The following is a 21631-nucleotide window of genomic DNA, read 5'->3' on the forward strand; positions in this document are numbered from 1 at the left end:
AGTTGACCGGGGTGCGGTTTTTTGGTGACTGTCTCCCGACACCGCAATCGGCCCCCTTTCACACGAGCAGAACCGTCCGATGACGACAACGGAGCGCTACAACGCCCGCGACGTGGAAATGCGCTGGCAGAGCGAGTGGGACGCGCATGGCGTCTTCCGCACCCGCAACGAGGATCCGCGCCCGAAATACTACGTCCTCGAGATGTTTCCCTATCCGTCCGGCCGCATCCACATGGGCCACGTGCGCAACTACGCCATGGGCGACGTGATCGCGCGCTACAAGCGGGCAAGGGGTTTCAACGTCCTCCACCCGATGGGATGGGACGCGTTCGGCATGCCGGCCGAAAACGCGGCGATGCAGAACAAGGTGCATCCGCGCGAGTGGACGTATTCGAACATCGCCCACATGCGCGGGCAGCTGAAGCAGATGGGCCTGTCGATCGACTGGGATCGCGAGATCGCCACCTGCGACGTGAGCTACTACCAGCAGCAGCAGCGCCTGTTCGTCGATTTCTACAAGGCCGGCCTGGTGGCCAGGAAGACGGCCAAGGTGAACTGGGACCCGGTCGACCAGACGGTGCTGGCCAACGAGCAGGTCATCGAGGGGCGTGGCTGGCGATCGAACGCGCTCGTCGAGCAGCGCGAGCTGACCCAGTGGTTCTTCCGCATCAGCGACTACAGCGAGGAGCTGCTGGAGGCCCTCGACAAGCTCGATCGCTGGCCGGAGAAGGTCCGGCTGATGCAGAAGAACTGGATCGGCCGCTCCGAAGGGCTGCGGCTGCGCTTCGAACTGACGAAAACGGCCCCGCACGGGGCGTCGGACCTGGAGGTGTTCACCACCCGTCCGGACACGCTGTTCGGGGCAAGCTTCGTCGCGGTCGCGGCCGACCATCCGCTGGCGATCGCCGCCGGTGAGCGGGATTCCAAGCTGCGCGATTTCCTCGTCGAATGCCGCAAGCTGGGTACGACGGCGCTGGCCATCGAGACGGCCGACAAGAAGGGCTACGACACCGGTCTGCGGGCCCGCCACCCGTTCCTGCCGGACGTGACGCTGCCGGTCTATGTCGCGAACTTCATCCTGATGGAGTACGGCACGGGCGCGATCTTCGGCTGCCCGGCACATGACGCCCGGGACCTCGAGTTCGCGCGCGCCTATGGCCTGCCGGTCCTGCCCGTTGTGCTGCCCCCCGACGTCGATCCCGAAAACTTCGAGATCACCGATACGGCCTACACCGGCCCGGGCACGATCTTCCGGTCCGGTTTCCTCGATGGGCTGTCGATCGAGGACGCCAAGGATGTCGTCGCCACGCGCCTCGAAAGGAAGCACCTCGGCAACGCGCCCCAGGCCGAGCGGCAGGTGAACTACCGCCTGCGCGACTGGGGCATCTCGCGGCAGCGCTACTGGGGCTGCCCGATCCCGATGATCCACTGCGAAGCCTGCGGTACGGTGCCCGTCCCGGAACGCGACCTGCCGGTCGAGCTGCCCTCCGACGTGACATTCGACCGTCCCGGCAACCCGCTCGACCACCACCCGACATGGTCGAAGGTCGACTGCCCGGAATGCGGCAGGCCGGCGCGCCGCGAGACGGACACGATGGACACCTTCGTGGACTCCTCGTGGTACTTCGCCCGCTTCACCGCACCCCGCGCCATCGCGCCGACCGAGATCGAGGCGGTCGATCACTGGCTGCCCGTCGACCAGTATATCGGCGGTGTCGAGCACGCGATCCTGCATCTCCTCTATTCGCGCTTCTTCATCCGCGCGATGAAGGCGACCGGGCACGTCCGGATCGACGAGCCGTTTGCCGGCCTCTTCACCCAGGGCATGGTGACGCACGAGACCTACAAGGATGAAGCCGGCAACTGGCTGTTTCCCGAAGAGGTTGCCGTCCGCGATGGCGCCCATGTCCATGCCACCACCGGTGCGCCCGTCGTGCTCGGACCGGTCGAGTCGATGTCGAAGTCGAAGAAGAACGTGGTCGATCCGACCGCGATCATCGCGTCCTTCGGTGCGGACACGGCCCGCTGGTTCATGCTGTCCGACACGCCGCCGGAGCGCGACATCCAGTGGACCGAAGCCGGCGTCGAAGGCGCCCATCGGTTCATCCAGCGCATCTGGCGGATGGTTCAGGAAAGCGCGGCCGACCTGAAGACCGTGAAGGAGGGGGACGGGTCGGGGCCCGACGCCGAAGTGGTGCGCAAGGCCATGCACCGTGCCGTGGCCGCGGTCGAGCACGACATCGAGAACCTTGGCTTCAACCGGGCCGTCGCGCGCGTTTACGAGTTCGCCAACACGCTCCAGCCGCACTTGGCTTCCGGGGTGAAGAACCCCGACCTGGCGCCGGTCCTGAAGACGGCGATGCGGTTCCTGATGCAGATGATCGCGCCGATGACGCCGCATCTGGCGGAAGAAGGCTGGTCGGTGATGGGCTTTCGCGGGCTTGTCGCGCAGGAGACATGGCCGGACGTCGACAGGTCGCTGCTGATCGACAGCGCGATCACGTTGCCCGTCCAGATCAACGGCAAGAAGCGGGCGGAAATCACGGTCGATCGGACGACGCCGGCTGAGGACGTGGAGCGCGCCGTGCTTCAACTCGACGAGGTTCGGCGCTACCTCGATGGCCAGGCGCCGAAGAAGGTCATCGTCATTCCGCAAAGGATCGTCAATGTGGTCGTCTGAGATCGTTCGTGCCTTCCGGGCCCGCGGAACCGGGCGCCGCCTCGCGACCGCCGTCGGCCTTTCGGTGATGCTCGCCGCCACTGGCGGATGCCAGGTCAAGCCGCTCTATGGCAATGTCGGCCTTGCCGCCGACGAAGGCGTGCAGGCGCGGCTCGCGAGCATCTCGGTGCCGGCGGGCGGCTCGCAGTCCCTCCAGCAGTTCGTGCGCGAGCTCGAGTTCCGGCTGCGCGGCGGTGCGGCGCCGGCACCCACTCGCTATCGATTCCGCTACATCACCAACGACCGCTCGGCCTCGCTGGCCGTGCCGGTGACCTTGGACGAGCCGACCGCCATCTCGGTCACCCTCGGCGTCGACTTCGCCCTGATCGATGCAGAGACGGACCTGACGCTTCTTACCGGGTCGAGCTTCGCCACGGCCTCCTACGACTATTCGAGCCAGCGCTTTGCGAACACCCGCGCCGCGATCGACGCCCAGAACAGGGTCGCCAAGTCGGTCGCGCAGGACGTCGCAAACCGGCTTGCGGCCTATTTCGCCGCCAATCCAGGGAGCTGACCCGCACCGCGCCCGGCGGTGGCACAGCCTGTGATGGGTCTCGTGCTCGTGCCCGTTTCGTGTCGATGAGGTAGGCCCCCCTCGGAAATGGCTCTCGGCCGGTCCGATGCAGCGGAGCGACAATGGCGGTACTGAAGCCCCAGGACATCGATCGTCGGCTCGCCGAAGCGGCAGGGCTGCCCCCGATCGTCCTCGTCTACGGGCCGGATCATGGACTGGTCGGCGAGCGCGCCGGCGACATCGTCAAGCGTGCCTCGGGTGAGGAAGATCCCTTCGGTCTGGTACGCATCGATGGCGACGAACTCGGCTCCGACCCGGGCAGGCTGAGCGACGAAGCGCGGACGATCGCGCTGTTCGGCGGCAAGCGGGTGGTCTGGGTGCGCGACATCGGCGCGCGCAATCTGCTGCCGGCGGTGCAGCCGCTGCTCGATGATCCGCCGACGGATGCGCTGATCGTGATCGAAGCCGGCGATCTTCGGCCCACCTCGCCCTTGCGCAAGAGCCTGGAAAAGCACGCCGCCGCGCTGGTCATTCCCTGCTACGCCGACGGTGCGCGCGACATCGACCGGCTGCTCGAGGACGAGGCCCGCCAACACGGGCTCGCCGTCAGCGCCGAGGCGCGTGAGGCGCTGCACGCACTCCTGGGCTCGGACAGGGCCGGCAGTCGGTCGGAGATCGGCAAGCTGTGCCTCTATGCCCATGGCGACGGCACAATCACGCTGGCGCACGTGGAAGCGGTAGTGGGCGACAGCGCCGCGCTGTCGATCGAAGAGGCCGTCGATGCGGCGTTTCTCGGAGACGCGGATGGCGCCATCCGGCGCCTCAAGCGGCTCGAGGCGGCCGGCACGCATCCGTCCGTCACCGCAGGCTTTGCGCTGCGGCTCGCCCAGACCCTGCAGAAGATGCGCGCTCAGGTCGACCAAGGTCTTGCCGCGGACACCGTCGTCGACGGCGCCCAGCCTCGGATCTTCTTCCGACGCAAGCCCGCGATCAAAACGATTCTGCGGGCCTGGCCCGCCGCCCAACTCGTTCGGGCCCAGCGTCGCCTTGCCGAGACCGTGCATGCGACCCGCGTAACCCCGGGGCTCGCCCACGAACTGGTGTCCGACACGCTTCTGGCTCTCGCCCAGGCGGCGCGCCGCAAGCGCTGAGCGGACGTTGGGGCTATGCCGGAAATCGCGTCCTGATCGCGCCCTGGATGGCACCGATCGTTGCCGCGCCGCTGGCGAATTCTCCCTTGCTGGCTGCCTGCAGGGCCTTGAGCCGTTCGAGGGCGTCGAGGATGGCCTTCAACTGGCAGGGCCCGGAACGACGCACGCGGATCGCCGCAAGGACCCGGCGGGCGGCGGCGACCGCCATGATGCCGGTCTTGGCATCGTAGCTCCGGCTTTCGATGGCGTGCTGATGGTCGAGAATATCGGTCACGGCGTCGACCACCGCCTGGCCGTTCGGGGGACGCCCGCCTCCACTCGCCCACCAAAGCAGCCTTCGTACGGTCCGCACCTTGGGTCCCTCGCGCCTTTCCTGAGACCACTCCCTGTGGATCGGATGGGGTGTGTCCGATCGGCATGACGTCCTGTCGTCAGGCGAGGCGGGCGACCGCTCGCGAGATCAGGCCTGTGCCTTGCGCGCCCGGCCGATGCTGACGAACGCCAGGATCCAGGCGAGCACGGCAGCGACGGCGCCGGCGATGGCGATGGGCGGGAGCACCGAAGCGATCGGGTCCCGCACCATCGGCGGCACCATCGGCAGCATCACCGCGACGAGAGCTGCCGTCACGGCACCATAGCCGATGACGGTGACGAGGGTGGCGTTGAAGGCGGCCGAACGGTCGTTGCGGGTCGCGACCAGGCGGGCCACGACCGTCGATACGCCGATCCAGCAGATCAGGAGGCCGATCACGAGCATTTCCATCTGTCTCACTCCCAAGGGGGTCGGCTGCCTTGCGGCAAGAGGTGTAGGCGCCGTTGCTGCGAACGTCGCGAGTAGGCGTTGCCTTGCGGCAGCCGGCATCCCCCAGATGGGGGCCGGAAGTGCGGATCAGGGCGAAAGCGCGCTTCGCATTCCGGCCACCCTCGACTAATCTTTGGGTGGTGGAATGATGGACGTTAGAGGGGCGCTGATCGGGTGGACTCCGATAGACTTCTGGCTCTGGTCGGAGCGCTGTACGAAGCCGCGCTCGCGCCTGAACTCTGGCAGGATGCGGTCAACGACATCGCGGACGCGTTCGGGGCCCACACCTCGCACGTGATGGCGCTGGACCGAAGGAGCGGTGCCGAGCCGGTCAACGTGCTCGCGCGCCAGGACCCGGAAGCGATCCGCGCCTACATGAACGAGTTCTTCGAGATCGACATCCGGGTGCCGCGCATGGATGCGCTTCCTCCGGGCCTGATGGTCCGGGACCCGGACGTCTGGAGCCCCGAGGAAAAGCGCGCGAGCCCGGTGTTCCAGGACTTCCAGCGTCCGCAGAAGATGTTCCATATCACCGGCGCCCAGCTGGGCATCGAAAACCACATGACCTGGTACGGCGTGTCGCGTCAGCGGGACGACCCCTTCGACGATCACGAGTTTGCCATGATCGCCCGGGTCGTTCCGCACGTCCGTCAGGCGCTGCGCCTGACGTGTACGATCGAGGAGTTTCGCACTCGGGACCGGCTCCTCGGCGGTCTTTGGGCCGGAGCGGGTCGCGGCATCGTGGTTCTCGCGCCGAACGGAGCCGTCACGTTCTCCAACGCGGCCGCCGAGGCGCTCACCCGCGAAGGAGTGATTGCTCTGCGCCGCAACCGGCTGCGCTTTCGGGAGGCCGGCCTGAACGGACGTCTCGCTGCAAACCTCGCAGCGCTCCGTACGGGAGTACCCGGCCCCGCTGCCATTGGCGCGGGCCTGAGCGTGAGCGCTGAGGGGGACCAGTTCGGCGTTCGCTTCGTGGCGGTCCCCGCTCCGGTGATGGCGGGGGTCGCTGCCGGCGCCTCGCTGGCCGTGCTGCTGGTGCCGCTGGCGCGTGAGATTGCGCCGAGCGATGTCGAAATCGCACAGTTCGGCAGCCTGTTCGGATTGACCGCAAGCGAGCAGCGAGTGCTGGGTGCGGTGGCTGCGGGAGAAGACCTCTCCGCTCATGCCCGGGCCCGCAACGTCAGTCCCGACACCGTTCGCAAGCAGATGAAGACTGCGCTGGCCAAGGCCGGCTGCCGCAGTCAGAAGGATCTGCTCCGCCTGCTCGAGCGCTTCTGCTTCCTGAGCTTGCGCTAAATCACGACGACGGCCGGCCTCAACGGGCTGAAGCCATCGGGATCGCTCGTGAAGCTCAAGAGCCGGCTAAAGTTCGTGCACCGTCGGGAGGCAAGCGCCTCAGCCTCAGACGTTCGATGGCGGACAAAAGGCGGCGTGCAGCGCTTCGACGACGGTCAGCACCTCCGGCTGCGTGATCCGGTAGACCTGCGCCGTGCCCTCCCGGCGCGCCTCGACCAGCCCGTCGGCTCTCAGCCGCATGAGCTGCTGCGACATCGGCACCTGGGCGACCCCCAGCTCCTCGCGCAACTGGGCCACCGTTTTTTCCTCGCGCCCCAGGGCACAGAGGACAAGCAGCCGCTGCGGATGCGAGAGGCTGCGCATCAGCTCCGCCGCGCGGCCGGCTGCCGGGATCATGTCTGATATATTCATACTATTGAATTTAGATTTCTTGAATGTTATCTGCAAGTCCTGATGGTCGCAGGTCCGACGTGCGGCGTCGAGACGTGCGGATCCGCCCGAGGCGGAACGCCACCCACGGCCGGTCTCGACCATTGCGTTTGCTCAATGCATTCCGACACCGCAGGGCGCAGCCTCCGGGATCGTCGGCGAGAAACAACGAGAACGAGAAGACAGACCGGAGGAAGTCATGACGCAGGTGGTTGTACTCGGCGCAGGTCTCGGTGGGGTCATCATGGCCTACGAGATGAAGGAGAAGCTTGGACGCGCGGGCAAGGTGACGGTTGTGAACCAGGGAACCACCTATTCGTTCGTTCCGTCCAATCCCTGGGTGGCCGTCGGGTGGCGCACGCCTGAGGATGTCAGCGTCGACCTCGAAGGTGTGTTTTCCCGCCGTGGCATCGCGCTGCGTCCGGAGGGCGCCAGACGTGTGCATCCCTCGGAGAACCGGGTGGAGCTCAACGATGGCTCCTCGGTCACCTACGACTATCTGGTCATTGCCACCGGTCCCGACCTCGCCTTCGACGAGGTCGAGGGGCTGGGCCCCGATGGGCATACCGCGTCGATCTGCCAGGTCGACCATGCCGGCAATGCGCGCGCGGCATTCGAGGCGCTGGTCCGCAACCCGGGCCCGATCGTCGTCGGTGCCGTGCAGGGCGCCTCCTGCTATGGGCCCGCCTACGAATTTGCCTTCGTGCTCGACACGGCGCTACGCCAGGCAAAGGTGCGCGATCGGGTGCCGATGACCTTCGTGACTCCCGAGCCCTATGTCGGCCACCTCGGCCTCGACGGGGTGGGCGACACCAAGGGACTGCTCGAGAGCGCCATGCGCGAGCACCACATCAAGTGGATCACCAACGCCAGGGTGACGAAGGTCGAGCCGGAGCTGATGCACGTCGAGGAGGTCGACGAGGACGGCGCCGTCAAGGCGACGCATGCGCTTCCCTTCTCCTTCTCGATGATGCTGCCGGCCTTCCGCGGTGTCGAAGCGGTGCGCGGGATCGAGGGTCTCACCAACCCGCGCGGCTTCATCCTCATCGACAAGTACCAGCGCAACCCGGCGTTTCCGAACGTCTTCGCCGTCGGTGTGTGCGTGGCGATCCCGCCGGTGGGCAAGACGCCGCTCGCGGTCGGTGTGCCGAAGACCGGCTTCATGATCGAATCCATGGTCACGGCGACCGCCCACAACATCGCCGCGCTGGTGAAGGGTGAAGAGCCCCGCGCCGTGGCGACCTGGAATGCCGTCTGCCTGGCCGACTTCGGGGACGATGGCATTGCCTTCGTGGCGCAGCCGCAGATCCCGCCGCGCAACGTCAACTGGTCGTCTCAGGGGCGGTGGGTACATGCCGCCAAGATCGGCTTCGAGAAGTACTTCCTGCACAAGGTCCGGCAGGGCAAGAGCGAGACCTTCTACGAGAATCTCGCGCTCGACATCCTGGGCGTGAAGAAGCTCAAGGACATTCATATCGAGCCTGCCGAGTAGCCCTTGGTCCTCTTTCGTCGAAACATTGGAGAATTGCGATGACTGTTGATCGTGCTGTGATGATGTTTGCCGGCTTCGTGGTGCTTGTGTCGCTGGCCCTCGGCGTGACGGCCTCTCCGTACTGGCTTCTGCTGACGGCCTTCGTCGGTCTGAACCTGATCCAGGCGTCGGTCACGGGCTTCTGCCCGGCGGCGATGGTCTTCAGGAGGCTCGGCGTACGCCCCGGCGTCGCCTTCCGCTGAGCGTTCCGGTCTTCACCCTCCCTCAATTCCGCGTGCCGGCAGCCATGTCGGCGCGGATCAGTCAGGACTCCAGCCCGTGCGCCTGAGTCTCCTCATCGCCCTGCCGCTTCTCGTCGCGATCGGTCCGCTCGGCGCAAGTGCCGAGGAGTTCATTCTGGAACCGGTGACGGTTTCGGAGTTCAAGGCTGTCTTCGGCAAGGTGGAAAGCCGGACGATTGCGCCGGCGCGGGCCCGTATCGGCGGGACGATCCGCGAAATCCGTGTTGTCGAGGGCGACGAGGTCGCGAAGGGCGAAGTCGTCGCGATCGTGGTCGACGACAAGATTGCGCTGGAAACGGCGGCGGCCGACGCACGCCTCAAGGCCCTCGACTCCCAGATGCAGAACGCCCGCACCGAGCTCGACCGGGCGAAGCGGCTGCTGGAGCGCGGGGTGGCTGCCCAGAGCCGGCTCGATCAGGCGCAGACCGACTTCGACGTGGTGTTGAACCAGGTTGCCGCGGCCGAGGCGGACAAGGCGGTTATCGAGCAGCGGGCCCGGGAGGGCCAGGTGCTCGCGCCCACCGATGGCCGCGTGCTCACCGTGCCTGTCACGCTGGGTGCCGTCATTCTGGCTGGGGAGGAGGTGGCCCGGATCGCCAGCGGCGGCTACTTCCTGCGCCTGTCGCTGCCTGAACGCCATGCTGCCGAGATCGAAGAAGGCGCCACAGTCCAGATCGGCAAGCGCGGACTTGCCGGATCTGCGGCGGCCGAAGCAGGTGCCGCGACGAGCGGAACGATCGCCAAGATCTATCCCGAGATTTCCGATGGCCGCGTCATTGCCGACGTCGAGGTCCGCAGCCTTGGCGACTATTTCGTCAACGAGCGCACCCTGGTGCGGATCCCGGTCGGCAAGCGGACGGTGCTGGCGATTCCTGCCGGTGCAGTGAAGACCGTCCACGGCATCGACTACGTGAAGATCGCCGCCGGGGCAGGCGAACAGGACGTCGCCGTCGTTCTCGGCGACCCCGTCAGGGTCGGCGACGAGACCCGCATCGAGGTGCTCACCGGCCTGCGCGCCGGCGACCGGGTCGTCCTGCCATGAAGCTGGGCATTGCCGGCGGCCTCACGCGCGCCTTCATCACCTCTCCCCTCACGCCCCTGTTTCTGCTCGCCTCGTTCGCGCTGGGTATCGTCGCGCTGATGACGCTGCCGCGCGAGGAGGAGCCGCAGATTTCCGTTCCGATGGTCGAAATCCGCGTGCAGGCAAATGGCCTCAAGGCAGAGGACGCGGTCAAGCTCGTCACCGAGCCTCTGGAGACGATCGTCAAAAGCATCGATGGCGTGGAGCACGTCTATTCCCGCACCGAGGACGACGGCGCCGTGGTGCTGGCCCGCTTCGTGGTGGGGACCAGCCAGGACGCGGCCATCCTGCGCGTCCATGAGAAGGTGCGCGCCAACATGGACAGGATCCCTGTCGGGATCCCGGAGCCGCTGATCGTCGGCCGCGGTATCGACGACGTGGCAATCGTGGTGGTCACGCTTACGCCGAAACCGCCGGTCGCCGACCGCTGGACCGAGAACGGCCTCACGCGGCTTGCCCGCGAGCTGCAGATCGAGATGGCGAAGCTGCCGGACGTCGGTCTCACCTATATCGTCGGTGAGCAGCCGGAGATGCTGCGCGTCGCGCCTGACCCGGAGAAGCTCTCGCTTTACGGCATCACCCTGCAGCAGCTCGCCCAGAAGATCGCCGGCGCCAACCGTTCGGTCGAAATCGGGCGCGTCCGCGAGTACCAGCTCCAGCGCTCGCTCGTCGCCGGCCAGACCCTGCAGGGCGGGCCGGAGATCGGCAACCTGTTCCTGACGGCGCGCGACGGCCGGCCGGTTTATGTCCGGGATGTTGCCACCATCTCGCTCGCCACCTCGCCAAACGAGGTGCGCGTTGCCGATGCCCGCAAGGTCGACGGAGCGCTGGTCCGCGTGCCGGCCGTCTCCCTGGCGATCGCCAAGCGGCCGGGCAGCAATGCCGTGGTCATTGCCGAGGAGATCGTCCACCGGCTGGACCTCATGCGTGGCCAGGTGCTGCCCGACGACATCGACGTCGCGATCACCCGCAACTACGGCGAATCGGCCAACGAGAAAGCCAACGAACTCCTGTTCCACCTGGGGCTCGCGACCGTCACCATCGTCGTCCTGATCGGGTTCGCGATCGGGTGGCGGGCGGCTGTGGTCACCCTCGTCGTCATTCCGACGACGATCCTGCTCACCCTCTTCGCCGCCCGGATCATGGGCTACACCATCAATCGGGTGAGCCTGTTCGCGCTGATCTTCTCGATCGGCATCCTCGTCGACGACGCCATCGTGGTCATCGAGAACATTTCCCGGCACTGGGCCATGCGCGACGGCCGCTCCCGCGTCCAGGCGGCGATCGAGGCGGTGGCGGAGGTCGGCAACCCGACCATCGTGGCGACGCTCACGGTCATCGCGGCGCTGTTGCCGATGCTGTTCGTCTCCGGCCTGATGGGCCCCTACATGGCGCCGATCCCGGCGAACGCCTCCGCCGCGATGATCTTCTCGTTCTTCGTCGCGGTGGTGCTGACGCCGTGGCTGATGATCAAGGTCAGCGGCAAGGCCCCCGCCGAGGCAGACAGCCATGGCGCGCCCCATGGCCATGACGGCGGAGCGCTCGGGCGGATCTACGTCGCGGTGGCGCGTCCGATCCTCAAGGCCCGCTGGCGGGCCTGGGTGTTCCTCATCCTGGTCGGCTTGGCGACGCTCGCCTCAATGGTGTTGCTCTACACCAAGGACGTCACCGTCAAGCTGCTGCCGTTCGACAACAAGACCGAGCTCCAGGTGGTGGTCGACCTGCCTGAGGGGGCATCCGTGGAGGACACCAGCCGGGCGCTGCAACGCGTCGTCGACCGGCTCGCCGACCTGCCCGAGGCGATTTCGTTCCAGACCTACGCCGGCACGTCGGCGCCGTTCAACTTCAATGGCCTGGTGCGCCAATACTACCTGCGCAACCAGCCGCAGATGGGCGACGTGCAGGTCAACCTGCTGCCGAAGGAGGACCGCGATCGCACCAGCCACGAGACGGCGCTGGACATCCGCGAGCGGCTGAAGGGGCTCGACGTGCCGGCCGGCACGGCCATCAAGGTTGTCGAGCCGCCGCCCGGCCCGCCGGTGCTGGCGACCTTGCTGGCCGAGATCTATGGACCGGATGCCGAGACGCGGCGCGCGGTGGCGGCCAAGGTGCGCGATGCGTTCGAAAGCGTGCAGTTCGTGGTCGACGTCGACGACTCCTTCGGAACGCCGGCCGAGCGCGTGCGCATCGCCATCGATCAGGCCAACCTGGAATACTACAAGGTCGAGCAGGGCGACGTGTACGACACCGTCCAGGCCCTCTTCGGCGGTCAGACGGTCGGCTACTCCCATCGCGGCGGTGGGCGGCAGCCGATCCCGATCGTGCTCGCGCTTCCCAAGAGCGGCAAGGTCGTCGACGAACGCACGCTGACCACTCCGGTCGCCGCCAATGCGCTTCCGGGCGACCGCGCCATCGTCGAGCTCGGCGACGTCGTGGAGGTCAGCCGTGAGGCGGCCTCGTTCCCGGTCTTCCGCCACAATGGGCGAGACGCGGAGATGATCCAGGCGGAGCTTGCCGGCGACTACGAGGCGCCGGTCTACGGCATGATCGCCGTCGCCCAGGCGATCGACGACGCCGACTGGGGCGACCTGCCCAAGCCGGAAATCAGGCTGCATGGCCAGCCGGAGGACGAAACCCGCCCCACGCTCCTGTGGGACGGCGAATGGGAGGTGACGTGGGTCACCTTCCGCGACATGGGCGCCGCCTTCGGTGTTGCGATCCTGGGAATCTACATCCTGGTGGTCGCCCAGTTCGGCTCATTCAAGCTGCCGCTGGTCATCCTGACGCCGATCCCCCTGACGCTGATCGGCATCATGATCGGCCACTGGGTGTTCCACGCCCCCTTCACGGCCACGTCGATGATCGGCTTCATCGCCCTCGCCGGCATCATCGTGCGCAACTCGATCCTGCTCGCCGACTTCATCCGTCATTCGGGGGGCCCGGATCGACCGCTGCTGGAGGTGTTGCTCGAGGCCGGCGCCATCCGTTTCAAGCCGATCCTCCTCACCGCGCTGGCGGCGATGATCGGCGCGGCGGTGATCCTGGCGGATCCGATCTTCCAGGGCCTGGCGATCTCGCTGCTCTTCGGCCTCGCCTCGTCGACGCTGCTCACCGTCCTCGTCATTCCGGCGATCTACGTGGCGCTTCGGGGTGGACGGCGGGGCAAGATGGCGGGTTGAGTCCCGCAGGTCGATCGGGGAGCGCTGCCCCGGGGCGAACGAAAAAGAGGCCCGAACCTGACTTGAGCTTCGGTTCGGGCCTCTGAGTTGGACGCCACCCACTGTGGGGAGGGAGGGACGGGTAGCGTCCTCGAGGAAGCTGACGCGGTACCGGACGGATGAGCGCTCGGTGGGACCGCCTGATTGGATCCGCACAGCAGTTTGTGCGGGCCCGTCCGTTCAACAGAAGTGACCCTAGCGCATGGTGCTTGCGTGGAGCTTGTGGCCCACGCCGCATGGCCAGGACCGGTCCGGTCCGCAACCTGGAGGACCGTCCTGTACGCTCCGCTCCTCGCACCGCCATCGCATGCATCAGGAAAAATGAGAGGGGCCAGGACCCCGCTGACGGTTTGATCCTGGCCCCTCGGCTGGGGAGCTCGATAGGAAGGAAGAGGCGTCAGGCGACGTCCTGGAGGAAGCGGTCGACGACGGAGCGCAGATCAGCGGTCTGCAGGGCAACGTCATTGGAGGCGGTTTCGACCTGCGAGGCGGCGTCGGAGGTCTGCAGGGCGACCGACGTTACCCCGGAAATCCGGGCCGCGGCGTCGCGGGTGCCGGCCGCGGCCTCGGCGACGTTGCGCGAGATGTCGCCGGTCGCCTGACCCTGCTGGCCGACGGCGGCGGCGATCGCGGCGGTGCAGTCGCTGACCTCCACCATGATGTCGCTGATCGACTTGATCGCGCTGACGGCGTCTTCCGTGGAGCCCTGGATTGCCGCGATCTGCGCGCTGATTTCCTCGGTCGCCTTCGCTGTCTGGTTGGCCAGCGTCTTCACCTCGGCGGCCACGATGGCGAAGCCGCGCCCATGCTCGCCCGCTCTCGCGGCCTCGATGGTGGCGTTGAGGGCAAGCAGATTGGTCTGCGCGGCGATGTCGGAAATCAGCTCGACGACCTCGCCGATCTTCTGGGCCGCATCGGCGAGGCCGGCGATCTTCTCGTTGGTGGTGCGGGTGTCGTTGGCGGCGCGGCCAACGACGGAGTTGGTGTCGGAGACCTGTCGGCCGATCTCGCCGATCGAGGCGGCAAGCTCTTCGGACGCGGAGGCGACGGCTTCGACGTTCTCGGACGCCTGCTGCGAGGCGGCGGTCGCTCCCGATGCACCGGCCGTGGCGCTTTCGGCGATACCCATCAGCTCGGACGCGGTCGACTGCATCTGGTTCATGTTGGCACTGATTGAACCCAGGACGGTCTGGATTTCGTCACGGAAGAGGGAGATGAGACGCTCGGTGTTTTCCTGCCGCGCGGCCCGCTCGCGCTGGTCGCGTTCCTTCTCGTCGGCCAGGCGCCGATGTTCGATGGCGTTGTCGCGGAAGACCGCCACCGCACGAACCATCTCTCCGATCTCGTCACGGCGATCGATGCCGCGGATCTCGACGTCGGTGTCGCCGTCAGCGAGCTTGTTCATGGTGCCGACCACCTCCGCAATGGGGCGGCTCATCCAGCGCCGCATCGATACGTCGATCAGCAGTGCCACGATGAGGGCGATCAGAAGGGCCTCCCCGAGACTGATGAGCGCGCGGTTGCGCACCATGGTCCACGCGGCGGAGTTGTTCCAGGTGACGACGACCGCGCCGATCGCTTCGTTGGTTGCGCCAAAGCGGACCGGTGCGGCGGTGATCTCGTAGGCCCCACGGGCTTCGTTGATGATCGCGTTGCCGGCAAGCGCAGCGCGGGCGAGGGTCAGGGCGGCTTCCGCATCTTGAGCGATGCCAACCTCGGCGATGATGGCACCATCGGCGCCGATCGTCACAAAATGGTCGGCGTGCGCAGCCTCGTCGGCCCCGAGCTGTCCCGTGGCGGCCTCGATCGCATCGATCTTCGCGAAGCGCACGGCGCCGGACATCTGGCCGGCCAGCAGGCCGGTAAGCTGCTGGTGGGTCTGCTTCAGGGTCTCTGCGGTGCGGCTGATCTCGGTCACGTAGGTGAGAACCGTGGTGCTCGCGAAGCCGATCGCGACGGCGACGAAGACGCCGAGTGCCAGACGGGTGCGCAGCGACTTCTTGCGTGGGGCTTTGAGCGCCCGGTTCTTGGTTTCCTGCTGGGGCATTGTCGCGCTCCGATAGCCGTACGTGTCGGCCCGTTGGGAGAAGGAAAGGAAAAACGGCCGCTTTCGCGGCCGTTCACGCAGGCGGACTACTGCAGGTATTCGACGTTCACGCCGACGGTGATTGCGCCGATGACGGTCCCGTTGTCGATGACGGGGACCGAGACCTGGCTCTGGTAGGTCTGGGTGGATTCGTCGAGTTCCACGTCGGAGAGGTGCACGGCGTCCGCGCCCTTCGGATAGGTCTCCTGCCATTTCGCCTCGTCGCCCTGCCAGAAGTCGGAGGTGACGTCGCTCTGGGCGACGTTCAGACCCTTGGCATCCATGACGAAGATTTCGGTGAACAGACCCTGCGAGTTTTCCTTCTTGGCCACCAGATAGGCCGAGGCAGGGCGGGCGAGGACGGAGTCGATGGTCGGATGCGAGCCGCTTCCGATTTCCGCACGCCACGCTGTGTCGGCCGCGTCGATGGTTGCCTGGTCGTAGCCGGCGGTCTGGACGTTCTGGGCGTTTACCGCGGCGACGATTTCCGGAGCAGAGGCGATCGCGGCGATATCGCCACGGGCGAGATCGGTCAGCGGAGCCTCGAATTCGTTGGCGAAGGCGGGCGCAGCGAAGAGTGCGAGGGCGCAGAGGCCCGAAAAGAGCGGGGACTTCATCCTTGGTGTTCCTTCTGGTGGCGTGGTCCATAAAAATGCAGCTGCGACATCGTTATGGGACCGAGCTTGCGTGAGGCTTGGCCGCCGGAACGGAGACCTGACTTCGGGTTGGACTGGCCCGGTGCCTGCCCACCGCGACGCGGCCGCGGATCGCCGCCGATCGTGCTGGCAACGGGGCGGGCTGACTTCCGCAAAGGGGCCGAAGCCGATCGGGATCGATCCTCTGCGGCTGTATCGGTCCGGATTGGGATCAGAAAGTCAGGGTTCACTCTCAGAATGGAGCGAAATCACCGTCGCCTCGGACGGTGCCCTGTGTGATCATCGCTGCCTTGTTTTCCTCGAAGCGCGGCACGCGGCAGCGGTCACCGGATCGTGCGCAGTTTCTGCGGTGCCGCCTGGAGCTGCCATTCTCATGTTGTCGAAGCTGAAGCTGCTTCTGGCGGCGCTCGCAGTGGCCGTCGTGCCGGGCGTGGCGCTTGCGTTGCATCCGGAGATCGATCTGACCGTCCGCTGGAAGGCACCGGACGGGACGATCCTGAAGGAGATCACGATGGATTTGGCGGGCCTCGAGGCTCTGCCGCAGCAGTCGTTCAGGACGACCACGCCGTGGACCGACGGCGTCCAGAGCTTCTCCGGCCCGTCGATCGGCGAAATCGCGGCGCTCGGTCCGCATCCGGTCAAGGAGGCGACTTTCGTCGCGCTGAACGACTATGTCGGCACACTTCCGCCGGAAGACTGGACGGACCTTGGAGCCATCCTCGCGACACGTCACAATGGCGAGCCCATGGATATCCGCAGAATGGGCCCCTATTGGGTCGTTTTTCCGATCGACGAACAACCCAGCATACTGGATGTGCAGCGCTATCATGCCCGGATGGTTTGGCAGGTCAAAGCGGTCGACTTCGTCGTCGAGTGACCGCGGGAGGAAGTGGTCGAACCTTCTGACGATCATCCTCGCACTCACGACATTGGGCCTCCTGGCGAGCACCGCGATGCTCTACTGGCAGCAGGAGCGGAGCCGTCAGGCACTGACGGTCAGCGTGCGCACGTCGGGCTGGGTTGCCTACCAGGCCCAGCTGGAGCTCGTGAAATCCCTTTCTGCCATCCGTGTCGCGATGGCGGATCCTTCGGAGAAGGCGATGCGCGAGGTAGGGCTTCGCCTCGCGATCCTGCGCTCGCGCCTGCCGCTTCTGTACAGCTCGGAAGAAGGCAGGTTGCTGGCCAACGTTCAGCAGTATCAGGGCCTCCTCCAGGCATATGAAGACCGTCTCGACAGCTATCTCGACGGCGCCCCTCTGCAGCCCGGGGGGGTCGAGGCAAATGAGGCGCTGACCGGCCTCCATGCCGAACTGGAGCCGCTGCTTCCGACCTTGCAGACCGCGCTGCAGTCCGCGATCGCCTACAACGCGGAAGTCTACCGACGCGAGCAGATGCTGGCGGACAGTCCCGCCTTCGTCCCCCTCGCACTTCTGTTCGTATCCGGCGGGCTGCTGGTGGTGTTCCTGGTCCTGCAAGGCGCGCGCGACCGCCAGCGGATGATGGCTATGGAGACGGCGGAAGAGGAAGCCGCGTCGGTGCGCGAGAATCTTCGTGCGCTGATCGAGGCAATGCCCGCGGTGATCGTGGTCTACGACCCGCGCGATGTGACCGTCTCCTTCATCAACGGCATGGGCCTGGCGCTCATCCATGCGTCCTCGGATCACCCTGACTGGCAGCGTTTTCTGGCGACCGCGCAGAGTGCATTGCCGGCCCGCGAGGGCGTGGGCGGCGGCTGGGGCTCGTTTTCCTTTCAGCGCGAAGACGGGTCGATTGTCGCGCTGAGGGGAAGCTCTCGTTCGGTCATCTGGGAAGGGCGTGTCCAATGCCTCATCGCGCTCGCTGACACCACGCAGATCCGTGATGCGGAGTTCCAGATCCTGCAGGCGGCGAAATTGTCGACCCTCGGCGAAATGGCCTCCGCCATCGCCCACGAGATCAACCAGCCCCTGGCCGTCATCCGCATGGCCGCGGCCAACGCCCGCCGTCTTCTGGCCAACGGCGATACCGATGCGCTGCAGGCCAAGCTCTTTCGCATCGACGAACAGGTCGAGCGCGCCAAGCGGATCATCGATCAGGTGCGCAGCTACGGTCGCAAGCCATCGCTGCGCTCAGAGCGCTTCCCGCTGATCCGGGCGATCGACCTGGCCATCAGCTTCGTTGCGGAGCAGTACCGGCTCTCGAGCATCCAGTTGATGCTCGACATCGACCTGCCGGAAGATCTGGTCGTCGAGGGTGAGCAGACCCTGTTCGAGCAGGTGATCGTCAACATTCTGCTCAACGCTCGCGACGCGTATGAAGGCACCGAGATCGACGATCATCTGCGGACCGTGCGTGTTGCGGCCGCCACCGACGGCATCAAGATCCGCATCACGATTACCGATGCTGCCGGTGGCATCGCCGGCAGCATCATCAACGAGCTGTTCGAGCCTTTCACCACGACGAAGCCCGACGGCAAGGGGACCGGTCTCGGCTTGTCGCTGTCGCGCAATATCGTGCGAAAGATGAGCGGCGAGGTCAGCGTCGAGAACGTTGCTTCCGGTGCCCGATTCACGATCGTGCTGCCGATTCCGGACAGCGGCAGCCGCGAGCGGAGTGCGGCCTAGTGCGAGACCTCTCCATCCTGATCTGCGATGACGAGGTGGAAATCGTCGAGGAACTTGCGGAGTTCTTCAATGGCTATGGCTGGCGGGTCCGGCTCTGCTTTGCCGGTGAGGATGCCAAACGGATCCTGCTCGAAGGGGGACGGCCGGACCTGCTGCTCACCGACCTTCGGCTGAACGACGTCGACGGGACCTCCCTCGTCAGCTTTTCGCGTGGACTGCCATCGGACATGCGGCCACAGCTTCACGCAATCATGACCGGCTATGTGGTTGAACATACCACTGCGGAGGAGCTTGGCGCAGACGCGCTCTACCTCAAGCCGGTCGACCCCCTCGCGCTCATGTTGGACGTCGAGAATCGACTGGCGCCCCGCGGCAAAGCGGCGCCGGAAGATGGATGACCTTCACAAGACGCGACGACGCGAGATCGTCATTCTGGACGACGATCTCGATCTGAGACTGGAACTCGCCCATTTCCTGAGCGCGCAGGATCACGCCGTGGTGACCCTCGCGGATGCGTCGATGCTCGATCTTTCGCGCCTGGGTCTTTCGGACATTCTTATACTCGACCTTCTGCTGAAGGCCGGCGATTGTACGGACACGTTGTCGCTGATCTCAAACGTCGCCAATCCGCCGCATCTCATCCTGATGACCGGGCACGGGGAACCGGTGCTCCGTGCGGCAGCCGCGGCGGCGGAGCGCGCCGGACTATCGGTGCTCGGCGTGCTCACCAAGCCGTTCGACTGTGGTCAGCTCCAGGTGCTTGTCGACTCCGTTGCCGACTTCGTGCCGCGCTCGTCGGGTGACGGAATTTCTCACACCCGGATTCGAAATGCCGTCGACTCGGCGCTGACGCATGGTCAGCTGCCGGTGGCATTCCAGCCGATCGTCGCGACGGATACCCTGGCCTTCTGCGGGGCGGAGGCGCTGCTGGCTGGATGGCTGCCGGAGATCGGCCAGGTCTCACCGATCGAGATCATCGGCGCACTCGAAGGCGATCGCGGTCTGATCACCCGCCTTACGGAGGATGTTCTGCGTCAGGCCGCCGCCGCTTGTCGCGCGTGGACGGATGCCGGATGGCGCGGACCGGTCAGCGTCAACGTTCCACTCGAAGTTCTGACACAGCCGGATGCGGTTGATCACTTCGCTCTCATCACGCGCGATGCCGGGCTTCTGCCGAGCCAACTGGTATTCGAGCTCACCGAAAACGCGCTCTACGATTCGTCCTTCGCGGCGCTGACGGCGCTCCTGAAGCTTCACATCGCCGGCTTCGGCCTGGCCCTCGACGATGTGGGGCAGCGCCAGAGCGGGCTTCTGCAACTCGCGAACCTGCCGGTGACCGAACTGAAGATCGACATGGAGCTCATCCGTGCTGCGCGGTCCTGGGCCAAGGGCAGGGGGATCTTCGAGGCGCTCGCCGATCTCGGGCAGCGTCTGGACCTGATTGTCGTTGCCGAAGGTATCGAACGAGAAGAGGACCTTGCCCTCGTCCGGAAAAATCGGGTTAGGTACATTCAGGGATATCTGATCTCCCAGAAGCGCTCCCTGCCGGAGTTGATGACCATGTTGCCGGAGCTTCAAAGTCGTCTGTCGGGATACACGGCTCTCGAGTGTCGGGTCGATTGACCGTTGTCGGTGCCCAAGGTCCTTATTGTAGATGACGATCCGCTCGTGCTCGAGGAACTCGGCGAAGGCCTCGCTGCGCTCGGTCATCCCGTTCGGTCGGCGTCCAGTGCAAACGAGGCGCTGGAGCTCTTTGATCGTCATGCAGAGCTGAAGGTCATCGTCACCGACATTCAGATGCCCAACATCAACGGCATCGAGCTTCTGCAGAAACTCTCCTACAAGCGGAAGGTCCGGTCGTTCTCTGCGATCGTCATCACCGGCAACGCCTCGCTCGACAGGGCCGTCGCCGCGCTGCGCCTGCAAGCCGTCGATTTTCTGCAGAAACCGATCATGCCGGAAGAGGTTGCGCATGCCGTCGACCGGGCGCTCGCGCTCGGCGAGGAGGCTTCGGCGGCGCCCGGACCCGCACCGCAAGCGGCTCAGCCGACGCAGCCGGACTATCTCCGAGCGCTGATCGCAGCGCGGACCGACCGCGATTCCATCTTTGATTCCAATCTGTTCTCGGACCCGTCCTGGGACATGCTGCTCGACCTCGCGCTGGCGGAGGCGAGCGGCCGGGCGATCTCGGTGACCAGCCTGTGCATTGCCTCGCGCGCGCCGACCACGACCGCGCTCCGGCGGATCGACGAGCTTCAGGCCGCCGGCCTGATCGAGCGGGTCCCGGATCAGGAAGACCGCCGTCGGATCGTGGTGAAGTTGACCGAGATCGGCCGCACCCGCATGCACGAGTTCGTCGAACGCCAAAGGCAGCGGGGCGGTCGCCCGCCAAACTGACGCAGACGTTCGAGATGGATCCGGTGGGTCTGTTGGCGCGAACGCCGCGGAGGTCCCCTGACGGCCTCGAGGTGGGCCGCCGGCGGCGGGCTGTCGAGCCGGTCGCGGCGTCAGTCGAGGGAAGGCTCGTCCGGCGAGACCGCCGGACCGCTAAATGCGACAGTCTGGATCAGCCGACGAAGCGGTAGCCGATGAAGCGCTTGGCGTCGATCACGTCATGATCCAGGCGCTGGCGCAGCTTCTTGCGCAGCTTGCTCATGTGGCCTTCGATCACCGTCTCGTCGAGATCTTCGTTGAAGACCCCGTAGATCGCGTTGAAAAGCTGGGTTTTGGTGACCCGGCGGCCGCTGTTCTTGACCAGGTACTCGAGAATGTGGCGCTCGCGGCGGGGAAGCTGCAGCGCCTCTCCGTCGATTTCCGGGTCGCGGCCGTTGAAGAAGACCTGCAGGCGGCCGCTGTTCGACGGCTTCTCGACGGCGTTGGCGCGGCGCCATACGGCGTCAAGCCTGGCGACGATCTCGCGAACGTGGATCGGCTTGCGCACGACATCGTCGATGCCGGCCGTAAACAGCTCGAGGGTATGTTCCAGCGAGCGCTCTTCACTGAGCGCGATGATCGGCGCGCGGGAGTGGCCCCGGATGATGTCCGGAAAGGTCATGCGCCCGTCAACCTCACCAATCACGAAGCCCTGAACGGCATCGAGGTCCTGATCGGATGCGCTTGTCAACCAATCCTTGAATTCGTTCGAGCAAAGACCAAGAGACGCGAAGCCTTCTCGGGCGAAGCCGGCGGTATAACCTATTGTAACAGTTGACCTGCCCCTGAGTTTTTCCTCCACCTGGAGTTAGAGTCCGGCCTCGATCGAAGGACGGACAGATGAAGCGGAAGCGATTTACGGAAGAGCAG

19 protein-coding genes are annotated in these 21631 nt (G+C 65.9%); 13 read left to right on the top strand and 6 right to left on the bottom strand.

What is annotated here, in order from left to right:
• Positions 1–79 precede the first annotated feature (79 nt).
• From leuS to holA, 3 genes are all read left to right on the top strand, one after another.
• Complete coding sequence (gene leuS / locus ACSSVZ_RS24340; protein ID WP_453973391.1) at positions 80–2680, top strand: leucine--tRNA ligase; 2601 nt, start codon at positions 80–82, stop codon at positions 2678–2680.
• Complete coding sequence (lptE, locus tag ACSSVZ_RS24345; RefSeq protein WP_453973392.1) at positions 2667–3233, top strand: LPS assembly lipoprotein LptE; 567 nt, start codon at positions 2667–2669, stop codon at positions 3231–3233. The genes leuS and lptE overlap by 14 nt, the downstream gene beginning before the upstream one ends.
• A gap of 122 nt (positions 3234–3355) precedes the next feature.
• On the top strand, positions 3356–4384 hold the full coding sequence (holA, locus tag ACSSVZ_RS24350) for a DNA polymerase III subunit delta (RefSeq protein ID WP_453973393.1): 1029 nt from the start codon (positions 3356–3358) through the stop codon (positions 4382–4384).
• Between the two features lie 13 nt (positions 4385–4397).
• Here the strand turns inward: holA and ACSSVZ_RS24355 are convergent, their stop codons facing one another.
• Both ACSSVZ_RS24355 and ACSSVZ_RS24360 read right to left on the bottom strand, forming a co-directional pair.
• On the bottom strand, positions 4398–4658 hold the full coding sequence (locus ACSSVZ_RS24355) for a hypothetical protein (RefSeq protein WP_453973394.1): 261 nt from the start codon (positions 4656–4658) through the stop codon (positions 4398–4400).
• A 186-nt stretch (positions 4659–4844) separates the two neighbouring features.
• Positions 4845–5147 (bottom strand): hypothetical protein, encoded by a 303-nt coding sequence (locus tag ACSSVZ_RS24360; RefSeq protein ID WP_453973395.1) that lies wholly within the window; start codon positions 5145–5147, stop codon positions 4845–4847.
• Positions 5148–5360: 213 nt separating this feature from the next.
• Here ACSSVZ_RS24360 and ACSSVZ_RS24365 point away from each other — a divergent pair, with 213 nt between their 5' ends.
• The gene (locus ACSSVZ_RS24365) at positions 5361–6482 is read left to right on the top strand and encodes a helix-turn-helix transcriptional regulator (RefSeq protein WP_453973396.1); all 1122 of its coding nucleotides are present in this window, start codon (positions 5361–5363) and stop codon (positions 6480–6482) included.
• Positions 6483–6587: 105 nt separating this feature from the next.
• On the opposite strand, the gene ACSSVZ_RS24370 is transcribed toward ACSSVZ_RS24365, so the two are convergent.
• Positions 6588–6878, bottom strand: a complete 291-nt coding sequence (locus ACSSVZ_RS24370; RefSeq protein ID WP_453973397.1) for an ArsR/SmtB family transcription factor — start codon at positions 6876–6878, stop codon at positions 6588–6590.
• Positions 6879–7110: 232 nt separating this feature from the next.
• On the opposite strand from ACSSVZ_RS24370, the gene ACSSVZ_RS24375 reads away from it, so the two are divergent.
• From ACSSVZ_RS24375 to ACSSVZ_RS24390, 4 genes are all read left to right on the top strand, one after another.
• The gene (locus tag ACSSVZ_RS24375; protein WP_453973399.1) at positions 7111–8403 is read left to right on the top strand and encodes an NAD(P)/FAD-dependent oxidoreductase; all 1293 of its coding nucleotides are present in this window, start codon (positions 7111–7113) and stop codon (positions 8401–8403) included.
• A gap of 38 nt (positions 8404–8441) precedes the next feature.
• Positions 8442–8645, top strand: coding sequence for a YgaP family membrane protein (locus tag ACSSVZ_RS24380; RefSeq protein WP_453973401.1), 204 nt, complete (start codon positions 8442–8444; stop codon positions 8643–8645).
• A 76-nt stretch (positions 8646–8721) separates the two neighbouring features.
• Positions 8722–9726, top strand: a complete 1005-nt coding sequence (locus tag ACSSVZ_RS24385; protein ID WP_453973402.1) for an efflux RND transporter periplasmic adaptor subunit — start codon at positions 8722–8724, stop codon at positions 9724–9726.
• Entirely contained in the window at positions 9723–12944 is a 3222-nt protein-coding gene (locus ACSSVZ_RS24390; protein ID WP_453973403.1) for an efflux RND transporter permease subunit, read from the top strand. Before ACSSVZ_RS24385 ends, ACSSVZ_RS24390 begins: the two co-directional genes overlap by 4 nt.
• Before the next feature lie 436 nt (positions 12945–13380).
• Here ACSSVZ_RS24390 and ACSSVZ_RS24395 read toward each other — a convergent pair whose 3' ends face one another.
• Entirely contained in the window at positions 13381–15030 is a 1650-nt protein-coding gene (locus tag ACSSVZ_RS24395) for a methyl-accepting chemotaxis protein (protein ID WP_453973404.1), read from the bottom strand.
• A gap of 86 nt (positions 15031–15116) precedes the next feature.
• The gene (locus tag ACSSVZ_RS24400; protein ID WP_453973405.1) at positions 15117–15686 is read right to left on the bottom strand and encodes a PDC sensor domain-containing protein; all 570 of its coding nucleotides are present in this window, start codon (positions 15684–15686) and stop codon (positions 15117–15119) included.
• Between the two features lie 412 nt (positions 15687–16098).
• On the opposite strand from ACSSVZ_RS24400, the gene ACSSVZ_RS24405 reads away from it, so the two are divergent.
• The 5 genes from ACSSVZ_RS24405 to ACSSVZ_RS24425 all read left to right on the top strand — a co-directional run bounded on the left by ACSSVZ_RS24405 (position 16099) and on the right by ACSSVZ_RS24425 (position 20725).
• The gene (locus tag ACSSVZ_RS24405) at positions 16099–16602 is read left to right on the top strand and encodes a hypothetical protein (RefSeq protein WP_453973406.1); all 504 of its coding nucleotides are present in this window, start codon (positions 16099–16101) and stop codon (positions 16600–16602) included.
• A 76-nt stretch (positions 16603–16678) separates the two neighbouring features.
• Positions 16679–18328, top strand: a complete 1650-nt coding sequence (locus ACSSVZ_RS24410; protein ID WP_453973407.1) for a sensor histidine kinase — start codon at positions 16679–16681, stop codon at positions 18326–18328.
• Positions 18328–18726 (top strand): response regulator, encoded by a 399-nt coding sequence (locus ACSSVZ_RS24415; protein WP_453973408.1) that lies wholly within the window; start codon positions 18328–18330, stop codon positions 18724–18726. Before ACSSVZ_RS24410 ends, ACSSVZ_RS24415 begins: the two co-directional genes overlap by 1 nt.
• Positions 18719–19951, top strand: a complete 1233-nt coding sequence (locus ACSSVZ_RS24420) for an EAL domain-containing protein (RefSeq protein WP_453973410.1) — start codon at positions 18719–18721, stop codon at positions 19949–19951. Before ACSSVZ_RS24415 ends, ACSSVZ_RS24420 begins: the two co-directional genes overlap by 8 nt.
• A gap of 9 nt (positions 19952–19960) precedes the next feature.
• Positions 19961–20725 carry a response regulator gene (locus ACSSVZ_RS24425; protein WP_453973411.1) on the top strand — a complete coding sequence of 255 codons (765 nt, stop codon included), beginning with the start codon at positions 19961–19963 and terminating at the stop codon, positions 20723–20725.
• A 169-nt stretch (positions 20726–20894) separates the two neighbouring features.
• Here ACSSVZ_RS24425 and ACSSVZ_RS24430 read toward each other — a convergent pair whose 3' ends face one another.
• Positions 20895–21563 carry a response regulator transcription factor gene (locus ACSSVZ_RS24430; protein ID WP_453973413.1) on the bottom strand — a complete coding sequence of 223 codons (669 nt, stop codon included), beginning with the start codon at positions 21561–21563 and terminating at the stop codon, positions 20895–20897.
• Positions 21564–21631: the final 68 nt, after the last annotated feature.

The sequence above is a fragment of the Amorphus sp. MBR-141 genome (genome assembly GCF_053628695.1).